This window comes from Staphylococcus nepalensis, from assembly GCF_014635045.1.
GTDB lineage: Bacteria > Bacillota > Bacilli > Staphylococcales > Staphylococcaceae > Staphylococcus > Staphylococcus nepalensis.
Genome location: NZ_BMCF01000012.1, coordinates 20,130 through 38,469, shown reverse-complemented (window position 1 = coordinate 38,469; position 18,340 = coordinate 20,130). Strand labels below are relative to the sequence as shown.

Below are 18,340 nucleotides of genomic sequence, written 5' to 3'. Positions count from 1 at the left end.
AGCTTAACTACCAGTGTGAAGCACTGAAAAACGATTGTCATGAGAAAGCGTTTGAAGCTGACGAACTAAGCGAAAGACGAAACGAGCTTACAAGTGGTAAGTGAGTAAGGAAAGCGTGCAAGTGAGGAATACATGAGCCCTCAGCTCATACATAAACCCGACTAACTCAATAAATTGAGATTGGGAGTTTAAATGAAGCTGAGAAGTAATACTTCTGTGTTTCTCTTTTTTTAATATGAGTATGTTAAAATATAAAGTATTACAAAGTTAGCGATTTTGTATCAAATCCCTCTAAATTTAATAAATTAAATAGTGGAATATAGAAGTTGAAAAGTGAGGATAATTATGAATGGACCGTTAATGCGTAAATTTAATGAACTGTTAAACGCATATCCTATTTCATTACATGTACCTGGACATAAAAATATGACAATTGGTTATTTAGAACAATTAAATTTCAAAATGGATATGACAGAAATCACAGGCCTTGATGATTTACATCATCCCGAATCAGCTATAGCGGAAAGTATGGAAGGTATAAGTAAACATCCTGATTATGATGCTTATTATTTAGTTAATGGTACTACCTCTGGAATATTGTCTGTAATTCAAGCGTTTTCTAAAGAAATAGGCAAATATGCAATAGCACGAAACGCGCACAAATCTGTGTTTCATGGATTAGATTTAGTACAAGCACAAGCAAAACTATTAGAAATGGATATAAGCGATGCTACAAACCAATATTTAGGCCCTAAAAAATCATTCTTATACAATCAAATAAAAGACAGCAAATTGGCGATATTTACTTACCCAAATTATTATGGTGAATGTTTTGATATACACTATATAATGGACTGTTTAAAAGCACTTAATGTGCCTTCTTTAATAGATGAGGCACACGGTGCACATTTTGGTTTAGAGCATTTTCCAGTATCATCATTAACTTTAGGCGCAGATTATGTGGTTCAGTCATATCATAAAACATTACCAGCATTGACGATGAGTTCTGTGATATTCATTCATAAAAATGCGCCTTATCGAAATGAAGTGATTAAATATTTAACGTATTTTCAATCTTCTAGCCCGTCGTACTTATTGATGAACAGTTTAGAGCTTGCGCAAACATTTTATGATGATTATGATAGTAAACTCTTTTTTAAAAAAAGAAAACAACTGATCCAATTATTAAAGAGAAAAGGATTAGAAATTGTTGAGGCAGAAGATCCATTGAAATTGAGTATAAGGTATAAAGGCTATAAAGGTTACGCGTTACAGTCCTATTTCGAAGAACAAAATATTTACGTTGAACTTTCAGACGATTTTCAAGTATTAATAGTATTACCGCTTTGGCACGAAGATGATAGATATCCGTTTGCGGCCTTATTATCGCGTTTGGACAATATGTATATAGAAAAAAGGTTAAATGAAACGAACCATAGTGTCCCTTTTAGAACTGAAAGTGGTTTGTATCATGGCGGCGATATAGCTCATGTACGTGAAATAGATTTTAGAAACGCTGAAAATAAAATATTAGCTAATCACATTATTCCTTACCCTCCTGGTATTCCTTTAATGTTTAAAGGAGAAAAAATCACTGAAAATATGGTAAAATTAATGGATTATTGGTGTAGTCATCAACTAAGAGTTGAAGGAATAAAAAATTATAAAATAGAAATTAAGGATGAATAAGATGTCAGCTTTTATAACTTTTGAAGGCCCTGAAGGTTCGGGGAAAACAACTGTAATACAACAAGTTGCAGAAAAATTAAAAAATGAGTATAATATCATACTTACAAGAGAACCTGGTGGTGTTAAGACAGGAGAACAAATAAGAGAAGTACTACTTGAAGGTGATACGATGGATGATCGTACTGAGGCTTTATTGTTCGCAGCTTCTAGAAGAGAACATCTAGTGGGTAAAGTCATTCCAGCATTAAATACAGGTAAAGTTGTTTTGTGTGACCGTTATATTGATAGTTCATTAGCATACCAAGGCTATGCAAGGGGTATTGGTATAGAAGAAGTAAAATCAATCAATGAATTTGCAATCAACGGTTTGTATCCAGATATAACCATTTATCTAGATGTTAGCGTTGAAGTTGGTAGAGAGCGCATACTCAAAAATCAAAGAGATCAAAACCGGCTAGATCAAGAAGATGTAAAATTTCATGAAAAAGTAGTTGAAGGTTATAAAAAGATTATTCATAATGAGTCTGAACGCTTTATTGTAATAAATGCTAATCAAAGTATAGATAAAGTAGTCAATACAACCTATGAATCTATCACTAAATATTTAGAAAAATTATGATATAATATTTAAAAGAGGTGTTTAGTATGAAAATGATTATAGCAATCGTACAAGATCAGGATAGTCAGGAACTTTCGGACAAACTTGTTAAACATAATTTTAGAGCTACAAAACTTGCAACGACAGGTGGGTTTTTAAGAGCAGGTAATACAACGTTCTTATCTGGTGTAGAAGATAATCGTGTTGATGAAATGCTACAAGTTATTAATGATACTTGTGGTAATAGAGAACAACTCGTATCGCCGATCACCCCGATGGGTGGAAGTGCCGATTCTTATATACCGTATCCAGTCGAAGTAGAAGTTGGAGGAGCAACGGTATTTGTAATGCCTGTTGAAGCGTTCCATCAATTCTAAAACATGGTTGCTATATATGGTAACTTTCTGAATTACATTGTACTAATTGGTTAGTACCTCCTAAATGTAATTTGTAAGGTCACTATGTATAAGCAGCCTTTTTATATAAAGGAGTAACATTATAATGGATGAACAAGAAAGGCTGACAAGAGCATATCAATCGAACAAACTATCGCATGCATATTTATTTGAGGGCGACGATGGACAGGCAATGCAACAAGTCGCTATTGATTTTTCTAAATTGATTTTATGTAATCAAGAAGATCAATGTCAGTTGAAAGTAGAAACATTTAACCATCCAGATTTTATGTATGTATCTTCTGAAGAAACAACAATTAAAAAAGACCAAATAGAGCAATTAGTACATCATATGAATCAACTGCCTATTGAAGGGGATTACAAAGTATACATTATCGAGTCTTTTGAAAAGTTAACTATTCAAGGTGAGAATAGTATATTAAAATTTTTAGAAGAACCTCCAGATAATACGGTTGCCATTTTATTAACTACGAAACCAGAGCAAATTTTGGATACTATTCACTCAAGATGCCAGCACGTTTATTTTAAGCCGATTAATAAATTGAATTTTATTGACCGGTTAGTGGAGCTTGATATCACACGTCCTGTTGCAGAATTGTTAAGTACATACACAACGCAAATAGAGACTGCAGTTGCGTTAAATGATGAAACAGATTTAATGGCATTACGAAAAAGCATTATAAAATGGTGTCAGCTATTGTTGAAAAATCGTTCTATGGCATTAATAGCTATCATTGATTTATTAAAACATGCCAAAAATAAGCGATTACAATTATTATCATTAGCTGCGGTTAATAGTTTCTTTGAAGATATTATGCATGCTAAAGTAGGAATTGAAGATGAAATGATATTTCAAGATTTGCAGGGAGAAATTAAACAATATTCACAAAACTTAACATATAATCAGATAATTTTGATGTTTGACCAAATAACTGAAGCACATAAAAAATTACATCAAAATGTAAATCCGACATTAGTATTTGAACAAATTGTAATAAAAGGGGTGAAATAATTATGAAAAACGTTGTAGGCGTACATTTTCAGAATTCAGGTAAAATGGAGTACTATGCTCCAAAAAATTTCAACTTGAGTGTGGGAGATTGGGTCGTAGTTGAATCAAAAAGAGGATTGGAAATGGGCTACGTTAAATATGAGCCATTAAACGTAGCGGATGAAGACGTAGCATTGCCATTAAAGCAGATTGTGCGCATTGCTACGGATGAAGATATGATACAATATGAACAAAATACGTATGATGCAAAGCAAGCTTTCAACCTTTGTAAAGAAACGATTCAACAACAAAACTTAGAGATGCGTTTAGTCAATTGTGAATTTACTTTGGATAAATCAAAAGTTATTTTTAACTTTACTTCAGACGAACGTGTAGATTTTAGAAAACTAGTAAAAGTACTCGCACAAAGATTGAAAACAAGAATTGAGTTAAGACAAATTGGTGTCAGAGACGAAGCGAAATTATTAGGTGGCATCGGCCCGTGTGGTCGTTCTTTATGTTGTTCAACTTTTCTAGGCGATTTTGAGCCAGTTTCAATAAAAATGGCTAAAGACCAAAACTTATCTTTAAATCCTTCAAAAATATCGGGGGCATGTGGTCGTTTGATGTGTTGTTTGAAATATGAAAACGATTATTATGAGGAAGCACGTGCGCAATTACCAGATGTTGGTGATGAAATTAAAACACCAGAAGGTAATGGCAGAGTCGTAGGTCTAAATATTTTAGATATATCTATGCAAGTTAAGATAGAAGGTCTTGAGCAACCATTAGAATATAAAATGGAAGAATTAGAAACATTAAATTAGGAGGCCGTTACAACATTGAATCGAAGCGACATATTTGAAAAACTAGCTCATTTGGAGGAAAACATTAATCAGATTAATCATGACATGGTTAATTTGAAAAATCTTACAGTAGAATTAATTGAAGAAAATGTCGCCTTACAAATAGAAAATGAGAATTTAAAAACTTTAATAGATAAAGAAGAAAAAACTAAAAAAATTGAAACTGATAAAAAGAATCAACCTAAGCGCCCATTGCGCAGTAAAGATAACTTGGCAATGCTTTACAAAGAAGGATTTCATATATGTAATGGAGAGTTGTTCGGCAAGCATAGAAAAGGTGACGACTGTTTATTCTGTTTAGAAGTATTAAGCGAATAGTTAAAATATAGCTTATAAAACGATAGAGAAATGAAATTGAGGATGAGAGAAACGATAGGCTTAGTTAATGAGCATCGTATGCTCATCCTCTTTTTTGGAGGTTGCAGAAAATGTTAATGGAAAATGAAAGGTTCGATTTTTTATTAAAAGAAAAGTTAAAAATTATACAAAATGATGAGGTGTTTTCTTTTTCAACGGATGCTTTATTACTAGCGCATTTTACTAAAGTTAAGAAAAAGGATATGATTATGGATTTATGCTCTGGTAACGGGATCATTCCTTTGCTACTGTCATATAAAAGCAATCAATTTATTGAAGGCATCGAAATACAACAACAATTAATTGATATGGCTGAAAGAAGCATTGCTCATAATCAATTGGAAAATAGAATTCACATGCATCATATGGATTTAAAACAAGCGCATCAATCTTTTAAGCCATCTCAATATAGTCTCGTAACTTGTAATCCGCCTTATTTTAAAGTGAATCAGCAATTTCAACATCGAAAGAATGCCCATAAGATAGCAAGACATGAGATAATGTGTACGCTAGATGATTGTTGCTTTGAAGCCAGGCACTTATTAAAAGAGGGTGGACGGTTCTTAATGGTACACCGTGCAGAACGTCTTATGGACGTCTTAAGCAGCATGAGACAATATCAAATTGAACCTAAAAAGTTATATTTTATTTACAGTAAACCAGGGAAGGTAGCGCAAACAATTGTTGTTGAAGGCAGAAAAGGTGGTAATCAAGGGTTGGATATACAGCAACCTTTTTATATTTATCATGAAGATGGCGCATATACTGAGGAAATGAGAGAAATCTATTATGGATAAGCATTTTATTTATATCGTTAAATGTAAAGATGGTAGTTTATATACGGGTTATGCAAAAGATATCACAAAACGCGTTGCAAAGCATAATAGTGGGCAAGGTGCCAAATATACTAAAATAAGACGTCCGGTAGAGTTAGTTTATCAAGAAGTGTATGATACCAAATCAGAAGCATTAAAAAGAGAACATGAAATCAAAACATTTTCTAGACAGGAAAAATTACAATTGATAAGTGAGGAATAAGATATGGGAATTTTATATTTAGTAGGCACGCCAATTGGCAATTTAGCTGATATTACATATAGAGCGGTTAATATTTTGCGTTCAGTTGATATGATCGCATGCGAAGATACACGTGTGACAAAAAAGCTGTGCACACATTACGAAATACATGCGCCTTTGAAGTCATACCATGACCATAATAAAGAACAGCAGACAGAGTATCTTATTCAACAATTAAATGAGGACGTTAATATTGCACTAGTTTCTGACGCTGGCCTTCCTTTGATAAGTGATCCAGGACACGAGCTTGTTGTCGCTGCTAGAGCAAAGGGTATTAGAGTGGAAACTGTGCCGGGACCAAATGCTGGATTGACTGCACTAATGGCGAGCGGGTTACCTTCGTTTACATATACTTTTTTAGGGTTTCTACCAAGAAAAGAAAAGGCCAAATATACTCTGCTTGAACAGCGAATGTTTGAAGACAGCACTTTGATTATTTATGAATCTCCACATCGTGTGAAAGATACGTTAAAAACAGTTCAAAAAATTGACGCTCAAAGATATGTGTCACTTGGCAGAGAATTAACAAAAAAATTCGAGCAAATCGTTACAGAGGACGTAGATACATTATTATTGAAATTAGATAAAGAAGAGATACCTACTAAAGGCGAGTTTGTCATTGTTATTGAGGGAGCTGTAGCAGACGAAGATACTTCTTGGTTTGAAGATATGTCGATAAATGAACATGTAGAATATTACGTAAATCAAAATATGAAACCCAAAGCTGCGATTAAACAAGTTGCTGAAGAAAGGCGTATGAAAACAAGTGAAGTATATGATATATATCATAATGTATAAATAGGCTTAATAAAAACGTCTTGAAAAAGTAAACATAATAATAAATTTTTTCAGTTTTATCAATAAAATCAAGCTAAAAACTCCCATAATATGCATGATTTATGGTAATGTAGATAAGATAGAGATTATTTATCATGTTTAAAATTGAGTGGAAAATAATTAAAGTAAATGACTCAAAATGATACTAAATTAGGCTTTTTAAATTGATTAATAAATATAAATTGATACTTATCTGCTTCATTGAAAATAAAAATAAATTTAGATATATTTAGAGTGAAAGAAACGAGGAGGAACATTGATGGCGAAAGAAACATTTTATATCACTACACCTATATATTATCCGAGTGGAAACTTACACATCGGTCATGCTTACACAACAACAGCTGGTGATGTAATCGCACGTTATAAAAGAATGCAAGGCTATGATGTTCGATATTTAACAGGTACCGATGAACATGGTCAAAAAATACAAGAAAAAGCGCAAAAGGCTGGGAAATCAGAATTAGACTATCTTGATGAAATGATTTCAGGTATCAAAGCGTTATGGGAAAAATTAGAAATATCAAACGATGACTTTATTCGTACAACAGAAGAGAGACATAAAGAAGTTGTTCAACAAATATTTGAACGTTTGTTAGCACAAGGTGATATATATCTTGGGGAGTACGAAGGTTGGTATTCAGTACCAGATGAAACTTATTATACTGAAACGCAACTTGTTGATCCAGTATATGAAAATGGCGCAATTGTTGGCGGGAAAAGTCCAGATTCTGGACACGAAGTTGAATTAGTTAAAGAAGAAAGTTATTTCTTTAATTTATCAAAATATACGGATCGCTTACTAGAATTTTATGATGAAAACCCAGACTTTATCCAACCACCATCTCGTAAAAATGAAATGATTAATAACTTTATCAAACCAGGCTTAGAAGATTTAGCAGTATCACGTACGTCATTTGATTGGGGTATACATGTTAAATCAAATCCTAAGCATGTTGTTTATGTGTGGATTGACGCATTGGTAAACTATATTTCGTCATTAGGTTATTTATCAGATGATGATAGTTTGTTTAAAAAATATTGGCCTGCAGATATTCATATTATGGCAAAAGAAATTGTTCGGTTCCATTCTATCATTTGGCCAATCTTATTAATGGCGTTAGATATACCGTTACCTAAAAAAGTCTTTGCCCATGGTTGGATTCTTATGAAAGATGGCAAGATGAGCAAGTCAAAAGGTAATGTGGTAGACCCTAACGTATTGATTGACCGTTACGGTTTAGATGCAACGAGATATTATTTAATGCGTGAGTTGCCATTTGGGTCTGATGGTGTGTTTACTCCTGAAGGTTTCGTTGAACGTACAAATTATGACTTAGCTAATGATTTAGGTAATTTAGTTAACCGTACAATTTCAATGGTTAATAAATATTTTAATGGTGAATTACCAGCTTATGAAGGACCTAAACATGAGTTAGACGAAGAAATGGAACAAATGGGCCTTGATACAGTGAAGACATTCCATGAAAATATGGACGATTTACAATTTTCAGTAGCACTTTCAACAATTTGGAAATTTATTAGTAGAACAAATAAATATATAGATGAAACATCACCATGGATTCTAGCAAAAGATGAAAGCCAACGAGATATGCTAGGGAACGTAATGGCGCATTTAGTAGAAAATATACGTATGATTGCAGTATTGCTAAGACCATTCTTAACAAATGCACCAAAACAAATATTTGAACAACTAAATATTAATTCACCTGAATTATATGAATTTAGTAGTTTAGCACAATACGGTGCATTAACTGAACCTATTATGGTTAGCGATAAACCTCAACCTATCTTCCCACGTTTAGATAGTGATGCTGAAATTGAGTACATTAAGCAATCCATGCAATCAGATAAAGTCGAAGAAACTAAAGAGGAAGTACCTAGTAAATCGCAAATCGATATTAAAGATTTTGACAAAGTAGAAATCAAGGCAGCAACAATCACTGATGCAGAAAATGTCAAAAAATCTGACAAATTATTGAAAATCCAAGTTGATTTAGATAATGAGCAACGTCAAATTGTTTCAGGTATTGCGAAATTCTATCAACCTGAAGATATCATTGGCAAAAAAGTCGCTGTAGTGACTAATTTGAAACCTGCAAAATTAATGGGTAGAAAATCAGAAGGTATGATTCTATCTGCTGAAAAAGATGGTGTGTTAACACTTATAAGTCTACCAAACGCAATTCCAAACGGTGCATTAATTAAGTAATTCTAGATTAAGGGAGCGATTTAAAATGCTAATTGACACACATGTTCATTTAAATGCAGAACAATATGACGAAGATTTAGAAGCGGTAATTGAGCGTGCAAGAGATAATGGCGTGGATCGCATGTTTGTAGTAGGTTTTGATACACCAACAATTGAACGTACTATGGAACTTATAGATGCGTATGACTTTATTTACGGTATTATTGGATGGCACCCTGTAGATGCGATTGATTGCACAGAAGAAAGATTAGAATGGATAGAAAAATTAGCAGCGCATCCTAAAGTGATTGGCATTGGTGAAACAGGATTAGATTATCATTGGGATAAATCACCTAAAGATGTTCAACAGGCTTTGTTTAGAAAACAAATTGCACTTGCTAAACGCGTTAATCTGCCGATTATTATTCATAATAGAGAAGCAACACAAGATTGTGTGGATATTTTAAAAGAAGAACACGCCGAAGAAATTGGTGGTATTATGCATAGCTTTAGCGCTTCACCTGAAATTGCAGATGATGTTATCAATAAACTGAACTTCTATGTTTCTTTAGGTGGTCCAGTTACTTTTAAAAATGCCAAACAACCTAAGGAAGTTGCTAAACATGTACCATTTGATAGATTATTAGTTGAAACAGACGCGCCATTCTTATCACCACATCCTTATAGAGGAAAACGAAATGAACCAGCACGTGTCACTTTAGTGGCTGAACAAATTGCTGAGCTACGCGATGTTAGTTATGAAGAAGTTTGTCGTCAAACTTCTGAAAATGCAGAGCGATTATTTAAATTAAAAGCATAAAGATATTATGATAAAGATATCGGTCTGAAATATGGCTTAGTTGGTATATCAAATACTAAGTAGTAACCATAATTTGAGCCGGTATCTTTTTTATTTTTTGAATTTGAAGTAATTAAACGAAAGGTGTCACAATGAGTGAAAATTAATGAATTTATTGTAGTAGAAGGTAGAGACGATACTGAACGGGTAAAAAGAGCTGTCGAATGCGATACGATTGAAACGAATGGTAGCGCAATTAATGAGGATACTTTAAATGTGATTGCACAAGCATTTGAAACGCGAGGTGTGATTGTTTTAACTGATCCTGATTTCCCAGGTGATAAAATTCGAAACACAATTCAAAAATATATTCCAACTGTTAAACATGCCTATATTGATCGAGAAAAAGCAAAAAGTAAACGCGGTAAAATTGGTGTTGAACACGCACGAATTGAAGATATACAAAAAGCATTGATGCATGTGAGCACGCCTTTTGAAGAAGGCCATGAAAGTATAAGTAAAGATGTTCTGATTGATCTTGGCCTAATTATAGGTAAAGATGCACGTAGAAAACGAGAAGTGTTAGGTAGCAAACTTCATATAGGCCATTCTAATGGTAAACAATTGCTCAACAAGTTAAACGCATTTGGTTACACTGAAGAAGATGTTAGGAATGCATTAAATGATCATAAAGGAAGTGAATTATAAGTGGATAATAAGGATATCGCTACACCATCACGAACAAAAGCTTTATTGAATCATTATGGTTTTAGTTTTAAGAAAAGCTTAGGTCAAAACTTTTTAATCGATGTAAATATCATTCATAATATCTTGGATGCAAGTGATATAGATGAAAACACTGGTATTATCGAAGTAGGGCCAGGCATGGGCTCATTGACAGAACAATTAGCAAAAAATGCAAAAAAAGTCATTGCTTTTGAAATTGATCAACGCTTGATACCAGTATTAAATGAAACTATGGCGCCATACCAAAACGTTACGATAGTAAATGAGGACATATTGAAAGCTGATATTGCACATTATGTGACTGAAGCGCTCGCAGATTGTGAGAAAATTTTAGTTGTTGCTAATTTACCGTATTATATAACGACGCCTATTTTATTAAACTTGATGCAACAGAAATTGCCTATTGATGGTTATGTCGTAATGATGCAAAAAGAAGTTGGAGAAAGATTAAACGCTGAGGTAGGAACCAAAGCTTATGGATCTTTATCTATAGTCGCGCAGTATTATACGGAAACGAGCAAGGTATTAACAGTTCCTAAAACGGTTTTTTTACCACCTCCAAATGTAGATTCAATTGTTGTGAAATTGATGAAACGCGATCAACCCATTGTCGAAGTAGAAGATGAGGATAAATTTTTCAAAATGTCAAAAGCTGCATTCGGACAAAGAAGAAAAACAATTAATAATAATTATCAAAGCCTGTTTACAAATGGTAAAGAAAATAAACAAATCATACTGGATTGGTTGGAGTCTAGTAACATAGATCCGAGAAGACGCGGAGAAACACTTTCGATAAAAGAATTTGCACATTTATACAATGAATTGAAAAATTTCCCAGAATTGGAATTTTAAATTATTGACAACTGTGCCTCGCCTTGCTAAAATTGATGTTTATTTGACAAAATCACGCTAATTGTGTTATTATACAATGTGTAGCGAGGTGGAGCAATATGCCAAAATCTATTGGAGACATCAAAAATTCACTTGATTGTCAATTAGGAAATCGTATTGTACTGAAAGCGAATGGTGGACGAAAAAAAACGATTGAACGTAGCGGGGTTTTAAAAGAAACATACCCTTCTGTTTTTATTGTTGAGTTAGATCAAGATATTCATAATTTTGAGCGTGTATCTTATACATACACTGACGTTTTAACAGAAAACGTACAAGTTTCTTTTGAAGATGATAACCATCAAGAAGCAATTGCACACTAAATAAAAAGTAATGTAAAAGAGAAGTTTGGTTCTAGGAGCCACACTTTTTATTTTAAACTTTAATATGAGATTGATTAGAAAAAGGTATGTTGGTGAATAATCGCCAATATACCTTTTTTTGTAATGTGTGCCTGTCCTAATAAAAGAGATATGATTTTATATGAGTAAAATAATATTGTAAAATAAATTGTTAACTGGTTTTTTTATACCATATGGATTGGAATACATAGTTAAAGATGCATAGATAATTTAAAGTATAAACTTAACTTTTTTTAAAAAGTAGTAACTCATGCATAACAATATGTTAAAATCATTTTATTACCATATCGAATTGAAAGAGGGTGGGGAATATGATTTATGAGACTGCGCCAGCGAAAATAAATTTAACGTTGGATACACTCTTTAAACGAGATGATGGTTTTCATGAAGTTGAAATGATTATGACCACAATTGACCTCAATGATCGCCTATCTTTTGAATTACGTAAAGATCAAAACATAGTCGTGGACGTAGAACAAAGTTATGTTCCCTCCGATAGTAAAAATTTAGCTTATAAAGCTGCAGAGTTAATGAAAAAAAACTATAATTTAAAGCAAGGCGTTACAATTACTATAGATAAAAATATACCAGTGTCAGCTGGACTTGCAGGTGGTTCGACAGATGCTGCAGCGACAATGAGAGGGATGAACCGTTTATATAAGTTGAACAGGCCACTAGAAGAATTATGTGAATTAGGTATACAAATAGGAACCGATATCCCTTTTTGCATATATGGAAAAACTGCTTTTTGCAAGGGGAAAGGCGAACTGATTCGTTTTATGAACAGACCACCTTCCGCTTGGGCGGTTGTCGCTAAACCTGATTTAGGTATATCTTCTCCTGATATTTTTAGAAAATTAGACTTAACGCAAACACATGAGGTTTATACTAAAGCTTGTGAAACAGCTTTAGACACAGGTGATTATGAATTATTATGTAACAGTCTTTCGAACCGATTGGAACCTGTCTCAGGAAAAATGTATACAGAGATTTACAAAATAAAAGAAAATATGCTGAAAAATGGGGCGGATGGGGCTGTGATGAGTGGCAGCGGACCAGCAGTTTACGGATTGACCCAGAAAGAACGCCAAGCAAAGCATGTTTATAATGCAGTCAATGGCTGTTGCAATGAAGTATATGTTGTAAGATTATTAGGCTAGTGAGAAGGGATGAATTAAATGCGCTATAAGAGAAGTGAACGTATTGTTTACATGACACAATACTTGATGAATAACCCCAATAAATTAATACCGCTAACGTATTTTGTACAAAAGTTTAAGCAAGCAAAATCATCCATTAGTGAAGACGTACAAATTATTAAAACTACATTTCAAAAGGAAGAACTTGGAACAGTGATTACTACGGCTGGAGCAAGCGGTGGTGTAACGTATAAACCAGAAATGAGTGAAGCAGAAGCAAGTGAAGTGATTGAAGAGGTGATTGAACTCCTTCAAGAAAAAGATAGATTATTACCCGGAGGTTATTTATTTTTATCTGATTTAATGGGGAATCCTACACTACTGAATAAAGTAGGAAAACTAATTGCAACGTTATATATGGACCAAGATTTGGATGCGGTCGTAACAATTGCTACGAAAGGTATTTCGCTTGCTAATGCAGTTGCAAATGTTTTGAATTTACCAGTAGTCGTTATAAGAAAAGATAATAAAGTTACAGAAGGTTCTACAGTTTCCATTAATTACGTTTCAGGTTCTACTAGAAAGATAGAAACGATGGTATTATCTAAACGCACTTTACCAGAAAACTCAAATGTTTTGGTTGTAGACGATTTCATGCGTGCTGGTGGTTCTATTAATGGCGTGATGAATTTAATGAATGAGTTTAAAGCACATGTTAAAGGGGTATCGGTATTAGTAGAATCAAAAGAAGTTAAGCAAAGACTAATTGAAGATTATACTTCCTTGGTTAGATTATCTGATGTAGATGAATACAATCAGGAATTTACAGTGGAAAAAGGCAACAGTTTAACTAAATTTACTTAAAGGAGCGGATCAACATCATGAAAGTGGTTAACACTTCAAAGGCACCTGAAGCATTGGGTCCATACTCGCATGCTACAGTAGTAAATGGGCTTGTATTTACATCTGGGCAAATTCCATTAAATTTAAATGGCGAAATTGTCAGCGACGATGTAAAAGAACAGACTAAACAAGTTTTAGAAAACTTGAAAGTTGTATTGAACGAATCTGGGGCACATATAGATTCAGTAATTAAAGCAACGATATTCATTGCTGATATGAATGAATTTCAAAATATAAATGAAGTCTATGGCACATATTTTGCAGAACATCAACCTGCAAGAAGTTGTGTTGAAGTCGCAAGATTGCCTAAAGACGTTAAAGTTGAAATTGAAGTAATAGCTGAAGTGAAGTAACTAAAAGGATTTATAATTTTTGATGAAATTGTTAAGCTTCTAACAAAGAGATACTAGGGGGGCTCACTACATGAAAGTGACAGATGTAAGACTTAGAAAGATACAAACAGATGGAAGAATGAAAGCTTTAGTTTCAATTACGCTAGATGAATCATTTGTTGTACATGATTTAAGAGTGATTGAAGGCAACTCAGGTCTATTCGTCGCAATGCCAAGTAAAAGAACACCAGATGGTGAATTCCGAGATATCGCGCATCCAATTAACTCAGAAATGAGACAAGAGATTCAAGATGCGGTTATGAAGGTTTATGACGAAACTGATGAAGTTATCCCTGATAAAAATGCTCAATCATCTGAAGAATCAAATGATGAAGCTTAATACAAAGAGAAAAATATGATTTTAAAAGGATTGGATTTCCATTAAACGAAATCCAATCCTTTTATTTTGTTGAACTAAAATAAAAAATATAAAAAAATTAAATGAATTGCTATAATGAAAAGGTGACAAAATTTATATTTCTGTAATCGTAAATAAACTGTTAGCATTTCAATATGCTTTCGTGACGTTTTGATAATTGAAATCGTTTCATTTAAATTAATAACGGTTTATTTTCCAAAAACATAACGATTAAAATGTATTTAGCGAAATTTTTTGTGTTTCATTTTCAGGCCCTTTTATATAGGCAAAGATGACAAATATAAATATGTATTTTTAAAAGAAAGTTAACTGATTTGTTTCTATTATATAACATTAGGGTTCTGAGCCTTGAAAGTGGCACTAGCGTTAAATTATAATAATATAGAAGTGTATAATTTAATGGAGGGTTACACACATGCAAAGACATGCAATAGTACTTGCAGCTGGAAAAGGTACACGTATGAAATCTAAGAAATACAAAGTACTACATGAGGTTGCGGGCAAATCAATGATTGAACATGTCGTTGATAACGTTAAACAATCTGGAGTAGAAAATCTTGTAACAATTGTTGGCCATGGCGCAGAAAGTGTAAAAGAAACGTTAGGAGATGTTTCTCTATATAGTTTCCAAGAAGAACAACTTGGCACCGCACATGCTGTTAAAACAGCTAGTGAACATTTAAGTGACAAACAAGGCACAACATTAGTAGTTTGTGGTGATACACCTTTAATCACTACAGGAACACTTAAGTCACTAGTTGAACATCATGAGAAAAACCAAGCTGAAGCAACGGTTTTATCAGCTACTACAACCAACCCTTTTGGATATGGACGAATCGTTCGAGACGAAAATGGCCGCTTGGTGAAGATTGTAGAACAAAAAGATGCCACAGAAATTGAACAACAAATAAATGAAATTAGCTCAGGTATTTTTGCATTTGATAATAAAGTACTTTTTGAAAAATTAGAGTTAGTAAAAAATGATAATGTTCAAAATGAATATTATTTACCTGACGTTTTAACTTTAATTTTAGAAGAACAAGGTAATGTTGGCATATATTGCACAGATGATTTTGACGAAATCATGGGCGTAAATGACCGAGTTATGTTAAGCGAAGCAGAAAAGGCTTATAGAAAACGTATTAATGCGTGTCATATGAGAAATGGCGTAACACTTATCGACCCTGCTACTACATATATAGGCGCAGATGTAGAAATCGCTGCTGATGTGATTATCGAACCGGGCGTTAAGTTAGCAGGTCGTAGCATAATTGGTGAAGATACGGTTGTTGGCCACAATACAGAGATTATAAATAGTAAAATTGGTGCTAATGTTACAATTAAACAGTCAGTAATCAATGAAGCGGTCATAGATGATCATGCCACTATTGGACCGTTTGCGCAGTTACGACCTGGTGCGGATTTAGGTAAAAACGTAAAAGTTGGAAACTTTGTAGAAGTTAAGAAATCGATTGTAAAAGCAGGTGCCAAATTGCCACATCTAAGTTATATAGGTGATGCAGAAATTGGCGAACGTACGAACGTAGGTTGTGGTTCCATTACAGTGAATTATGATGGCAAAAATAAATTCAAAACAATTATCGGTAATGACTCCTTTATAGGTTGCAATACTAATTTGGTAGCACCAGTAACCTTAGGTGATAGATCATTTATAGCTGCAGGTTCTACAATTACTGATAATGTGCCACAAGACAGTTTAGCATTAGCAAGAGCGAGACAAACAACTAAAGAAGGTTATCTAAAACAATAGCCATGATTAGATGGCCGTTCTATTCATTTGAATTTAACCAAAATGTTGGAATGACCTCAAACGATACTTTTATGTGGATAAATGTGATTTTGTCTACAAACGAAACTAATTGAATGAATTAATTGGAGGACTATAAATGTTAAACAATGAGTATAAGAATTCTGCTTTGAAAATATTTTCTTTAAAGGGTAACGAACCATTGGCCCAGGAAGTAGCAGATAATGTTGGGATTGAACTAGGAAAATGTTCTGTAAAACGTTTTAGCGATGGTGAAATTCAAATTAATATTGAAGAAAGCATTCGTGGCTGTGATGTGTTTATTATTCAACCAACTTCAAATCCAGTCAATTTACATTTAATGGAATTATTAATTATGATCGATGCTTGTAAACGTGCTTCAGCAGCGAATATTAATATCGTAGTGCCATATTATGGTTATGCACGCCAAGATAGAAAAGCGCGTAGTCGTGAACCAATTACTGCGAAACTAGTGGCGAACTTAATCGAAACTGCCGGCGCAGATCGTATGATTGCGCTAGATTTACACGCACCACAAATCCAAGGATTTTTCAATATGCCAATTGATCACTTAATGGGTGTACCAATTTTAGCAGAGTACTTTAAAAATGATACAGACATCGACCCTGAAGAATGTGTTGTAGTTTCTCCAGATCACGGTGGTGTAACAAGAGCACGTAAACTTGCAGACATACTTAAAACGCCAATCGCTATCATCGATAAAAGACGTCCTAAACCGAATGTAGCAGAAGTAATGAATATTGTTGGTGAAATTGAAGGCCGCACAGCAATTATTATTGATGATATCATTGATACTGCTGGTACAATTACATTAGCCGCACAAGCATTAAAAGATAAAGGTGCGAAAGATGTTTACGCGTGCTGTACGCACCCTGTATTGTCAGGCCCAGCTAGAGAACGTATTGAAAATTCAGCAATTAAAGAGTTAGTAGTTACAAATTCAATTCAATTAGATGAAAAACGTAAACCAGCTAATACTAAAGAATTATCAGTAGCAGGCTTATTAGCACAAGCGATTATACGTGTCTACGAAAGAGAATCTGTTAGTGTACTATTTGACTAATTAACCAAATAGATATATAATTGTTCCGTTCGTGATTTCACGACTTAATAAACACTTGCAAGCAACATCATGTTGATGGGCAAGTGAGGGGTTCTTATTCAGATGATAAGAACAAAAAATGAAAGGTGGAAATAATATGGCTTCATTAAAGTCAATTATTCGTCAAGGTAAACAAACACGTTCAGACCTTAAAACACTTAGAAAAATTGGTAAAGTACCTGCAATCGTATATGGTTACGGTACAAAAAATACTTCAGTTAAAGTTGACGAAGTAGAATTTATCAAAGTTATCCGTGAAGTTGGACGTAACGGTGTTATCGAATTAGGCGTAGGTTCTAAAACAATTAAAGTAATGGTTTCAGACTACCAATTCGACCCACTTAAAAACCAGATCACTCACATTGACTTCTTAGCAATCAATATGAGCGAAGAACGTACTGTTGAAGTACCAGTTCAACTAGTTGGTGAAGCAGTAGGCGCTAAAGAAGGTGGCGTTGTTGAACAACCACTATTCGATCTTGAAGTAACTGCTACGCCAGATAATATCCCTGAGTCAATTGAAGTTGACATTAGTGCATTAGAAATCAACGATAGCTACACAGTAGCAGACATTAAAGTTTCAGGTGATTTCACAATTGAAAATGATCCTGAAGACTCAGTAGTTACTGTAGTTCCTCCAACTGAAGAACCTACAGAAGAAGAAATCGAAGCAATGGAAGGCGAATCAACAACTGAAGAGCCTGAAGTTGTAGGTGAAGATAAAGAAGAAAAAGAAGAAGAATAATTCTCTTAACCCCTTCTTTATGACACAC

At 33.7% G+C, this 18,340-nt stretch carries 21 protein-coding genes; all 21 read left to right on the top strand.

Going from position 1 to position 18,340, the window contains the following annotated elements; translation table 11 throughout:
* The first annotated feature begins 345 nt into the window (after positions 1-345).
* The 21 genes from IEU88_RS13170 (at position 346) to IEU88_RS13070 (ending at position 18,312) form a co-directional block, all read left to right on the top strand.
* The gene (locus IEU88_RS13170) at positions 346-1,689 is read left to right on the top strand and encodes an Orn/Lys/Arg family decarboxylase (protein ID WP_096810975.1); all 1,344 of its coding nucleotides are present in this window, start codon (positions 346-348) and stop codon (positions 1,687-1,689) included.
* Position 1,690: 1 nt separating this feature from the next.
* The gene (gene tmk, locus IEU88_RS13165; RefSeq protein WP_096810974.1) at positions 1,691-2,308 is read left to right on the top strand and encodes a dTMP kinase; all 618 of its coding nucleotides are present in this window, start codon (positions 1,691-1,693) and stop codon (positions 2,306-2,308) included.
* 26 nt (positions 2,309-2,334) lie between these two features.
* Positions 2,335-2,664, top strand: coding sequence for a cyclic di-AMP receptor DarA (gene darA, locus IEU88_RS13160; RefSeq protein WP_046206571.1), 330 nt, complete (start codon positions 2,335-2,337; stop codon positions 2,662-2,664).
* Between the two features lie 124 nt (positions 2,665-2,788).
* Entirely contained in the window at positions 2,789-3,715 is a 927-nt protein-coding gene (locus tag IEU88_RS13155) for a DNA polymerase III delta subunit-related protein (RefSeq protein WP_096810973.1), read from the top strand.
* 2 nt (positions 3,716-3,717) lie between these two features.
* Positions 3,718-4,521 carry a PSP1 domain-containing protein gene (locus tag IEU88_RS13150; RefSeq protein ID WP_103372616.1) on the top strand — a complete coding sequence of 268 codons (804 nt, stop codon included), beginning with the start codon at positions 3,718-3,720 and terminating at the stop codon, positions 4,519-4,521.
* A 15-nt stretch (positions 4,522-4,536) separates the two neighbouring features.
* Positions 4,537-4,878 carry a DNA replication initiation control protein YabA gene (yabA, locus tag IEU88_RS13145; RefSeq protein ID WP_096810971.1) on the top strand — a complete coding sequence of 114 codons (342 nt, stop codon included), beginning with the start codon at positions 4,537-4,539 and terminating at the stop codon, positions 4,876-4,878.
* A 110-nt stretch (positions 4,879-4,988) separates the two neighbouring features.
* A complete protein-coding gene (locus tag IEU88_RS13140; protein ID WP_103372615.1) occupies positions 4,989-5,714 on the top strand; it encodes a tRNA1(Val) (adenine(37)-N6)-methyltransferase in 726 nt (241 codons plus the stop codon).
* Positions 5,707-5,955: a GIY-YIG nuclease family protein gene (locus IEU88_RS13135; protein ID WP_096810969.1), complete on the top strand. Its 249-nt coding sequence runs from the start codon at positions 5,707-5,709 to the stop codon at positions 5,953-5,955. Before IEU88_RS13140 ends, IEU88_RS13135 begins: the two co-directional genes overlap by 8 nt.
* A gap of 3 nt (positions 5,956-5,958) precedes the next feature.
* Positions 5,959-6,792: a 16S rRNA (cytidine(1402)-2'-O)-methyltransferase gene (gene rsmI / locus IEU88_RS13130; protein WP_096810968.1), complete on the top strand. Its 834-nt coding sequence runs from the start codon at positions 5,959-5,961 to the stop codon at positions 6,790-6,792.
* Between the two features lie 298 nt (positions 6,793-7,090).
* On the top strand, positions 7,091-9,064 hold the full coding sequence (gene metG / locus IEU88_RS13125) for a methionine--tRNA ligase (protein WP_103372614.1): 1,974 nt from the start codon (positions 7,091-7,093) through the stop codon (positions 9,062-9,064).
* A 25-nt stretch (positions 9,065-9,089) separates the two neighbouring features.
* Positions 9,090-9,863 (top strand): TatD family hydrolase, encoded by a 774-nt coding sequence (locus IEU88_RS13120; RefSeq protein WP_096810966.1) that lies wholly within the window; start codon positions 9,090-9,092, stop codon positions 9,861-9,863.
* Between the two features lie 135 nt (positions 9,864-9,998).
* A complete protein-coding gene (gene rnmV, locus IEU88_RS13115; RefSeq protein WP_096810965.1) occupies positions 9,999-10,550 on the top strand; it encodes a ribonuclease M5 in 552 nt (183 codons plus the stop codon).
* Positions 10,551-11,441 carry a 16S rRNA (adenine(1518)-N(6)/adenine(1519)-N(6))-dimethyltransferase RsmA gene (gene rsmA, locus IEU88_RS13110; protein WP_103372613.1) on the top strand — a complete coding sequence of 297 codons (891 nt, stop codon included), beginning with the start codon at positions 10,551-10,553 and terminating at the stop codon, positions 11,439-11,441.
* Positions 11,442-11,539: 98 nt separating this feature from the next.
* A complete protein-coding gene (gene veg, locus IEU88_RS13105) occupies positions 11,540-11,803 on the top strand; it encodes a biofilm formation stimulator Veg (RefSeq protein ID WP_019467722.1) in 264 nt (87 codons plus the stop codon).
* 350 nt (positions 11,804-12,153) lie between these two features.
* Entirely contained in the window at positions 12,154-13,002 is an 849-nt protein-coding gene (gene ispE / locus IEU88_RS13100; protein ID WP_096810963.1) for a 4-(cytidine 5'-diphospho)-2-C-methyl-D-erythritol kinase, read from the top strand.
* Between the two features lie 18 nt (positions 13,003-13,020).
* A complete protein-coding gene (gene purR / locus IEU88_RS13095) occupies positions 13,021-13,845 on the top strand; it encodes a pur operon repressor (RefSeq protein ID WP_096810962.1) in 825 nt (274 codons plus the stop codon).
* A 17-nt stretch (positions 13,846-13,862) separates the two neighbouring features.
* Positions 13,863-14,237, top strand: coding sequence for a RidA family protein (locus IEU88_RS13090; RefSeq protein WP_096810961.1), 375 nt, complete (start codon positions 13,863-13,865; stop codon positions 14,235-14,237).
* A 70-nt stretch (positions 14,238-14,307) separates the two neighbouring features.
* The gene (spoVG, locus tag IEU88_RS13085; RefSeq protein WP_096810960.1) at positions 14,308-14,616 is read left to right on the top strand and encodes a septation regulator SpoVG; all 309 of its coding nucleotides are present in this window, start codon (positions 14,308-14,310) and stop codon (positions 14,614-14,616) included.
* Between the two features lie 454 nt (positions 14,617-15,070).
* The gene (gene glmU, locus IEU88_RS13080; protein ID WP_096810959.1) at positions 15,071-16,426 is read left to right on the top strand and encodes a bifunctional UDP-N-acetylglucosamine diphosphorylase/glucosamine-1-phosphate N-acetyltransferase GlmU; all 1,356 of its coding nucleotides are present in this window, start codon (positions 15,071-15,073) and stop codon (positions 16,424-16,426) included.
* A 136-nt stretch (positions 16,427-16,562) separates the two neighbouring features.
* The gene (locus IEU88_RS13075; protein WP_096810958.1) at positions 16,563-17,528 is read left to right on the top strand and encodes a ribose-phosphate diphosphokinase; all 966 of its coding nucleotides are present in this window, start codon (positions 16,563-16,565) and stop codon (positions 17,526-17,528) included.
* 136 nt (positions 17,529-17,664) lie between these two features.
* Positions 17,665-18,312: a 50S ribosomal protein L25/general stress protein Ctc gene (locus IEU88_RS13070; protein WP_096810957.1), complete on the top strand. Its 648-nt coding sequence runs from the start codon at positions 17,665-17,667 to the stop codon at positions 18,310-18,312.
* Positions 18,313-18,340 lie beyond the last annotated feature (28 nt).

What these genes read in the sequence shown, in the direction of transcription:
- IEU88_RS13170 (WP_096810975.1), top strand. Translation starts at nt 346, where the DNA reads ATGAATGGACCGTTAATGCGTAAATTTAATGAACTGTTAAACGCATAT.
- tmk (WP_096810974.1), top strand. Translation starts at nt 1,691, where the DNA reads ATGTCAGCTTTTATAACTTTTGAAGGCCCTGAAGGTTCGGGGAAAACA.
- darA (WP_046206571.1), top strand. Translation starts at nt 2,335, where the DNA reads ATGAAAATGATTATAGCAATCGTACAAGATCAGGATAGTCAGGAACTT.
- IEU88_RS13155 (WP_096810973.1), top strand. Translation starts at nt 2,789, where the DNA reads ATGGATGAACAAGAAAGGCTGACAAGAGCATATCAATCGAACAAACTA.
- IEU88_RS13150 (WP_103372616.1), top strand. Translation starts at nt 3,718, where the DNA reads ATGAAAAACGTTGTAGGCGTACATTTTCAGAATTCAGGTAAAATGGAG.
- IEU88_RS13140 (WP_103372615.1), top strand. Translation starts at nt 4,989, where the DNA reads ATGTTAATGGAAAATGAAAGGTTCGATTTTTTATTAAAAGAAAAGTTA.
- IEU88_RS13135 (WP_096810969.1), top strand. Translation starts at nt 5,707, where the DNA reads ATGGATAAGCATTTTATTTATATCGTTAAATGTAAAGATGGTAGTTTA.
- rsmI (WP_096810968.1), top strand. Translation starts at nt 5,959, where the DNA reads ATGGGAATTTTATATTTAGTAGGCACGCCAATTGGCAATTTAGCTGAT.
- metG (WP_103372614.1), top strand. Translation starts at nt 7,091, where the DNA reads ATGGCGAAAGAAACATTTTATATCACTACACCTATATATTATCCGAGT.
- IEU88_RS13120 (WP_096810966.1), top strand. Translation starts at nt 9,090, where the DNA reads ATGCTAATTGACACACATGTTCATTTAAATGCAGAACAATATGACGAA.
- veg (WP_019467722.1), top strand. Translation starts at nt 11,540, where the DNA reads ATGCCAAAATCTATTGGAGACATCAAAAATTCACTTGATTGTCAATTA.
- ispE (WP_096810963.1), top strand. Translation starts at nt 12,154, where the DNA reads ATGATTTATGAGACTGCGCCAGCGAAAATAAATTTAACGTTGGATACA.
- purR (WP_096810962.1), top strand. Translation starts at nt 13,021, where the DNA reads ATGCGCTATAAGAGAAGTGAACGTATTGTTTACATGACACAATACTTG.
- IEU88_RS13090 (WP_096810961.1), top strand. Translation starts at nt 13,863, where the DNA reads ATGAAAGTGGTTAACACTTCAAAGGCACCTGAAGCATTGGGTCCATAC.
- spoVG (WP_096810960.1), top strand. Translation starts at nt 14,308, where the DNA reads ATGAAAGTGACAGATGTAAGACTTAGAAAGATACAAACAGATGGAAGA.
- glmU (WP_096810959.1), top strand. Translation starts at nt 15,071, where the DNA reads ATGCAAAGACATGCAATAGTACTTGCAGCTGGAAAAGGTACACGTATG.
- IEU88_RS13075 (WP_096810958.1), top strand. Translation starts at nt 16,563, where the DNA reads ATGTTAAACAATGAGTATAAGAATTCTGCTTTGAAAATATTTTCTTTA.
- IEU88_RS13070 (WP_096810957.1), top strand. Translation starts at nt 17,665, where the DNA reads ATGGCTTCATTAAAGTCAATTATTCGTCAAGGTAAACAAACACGTTCA.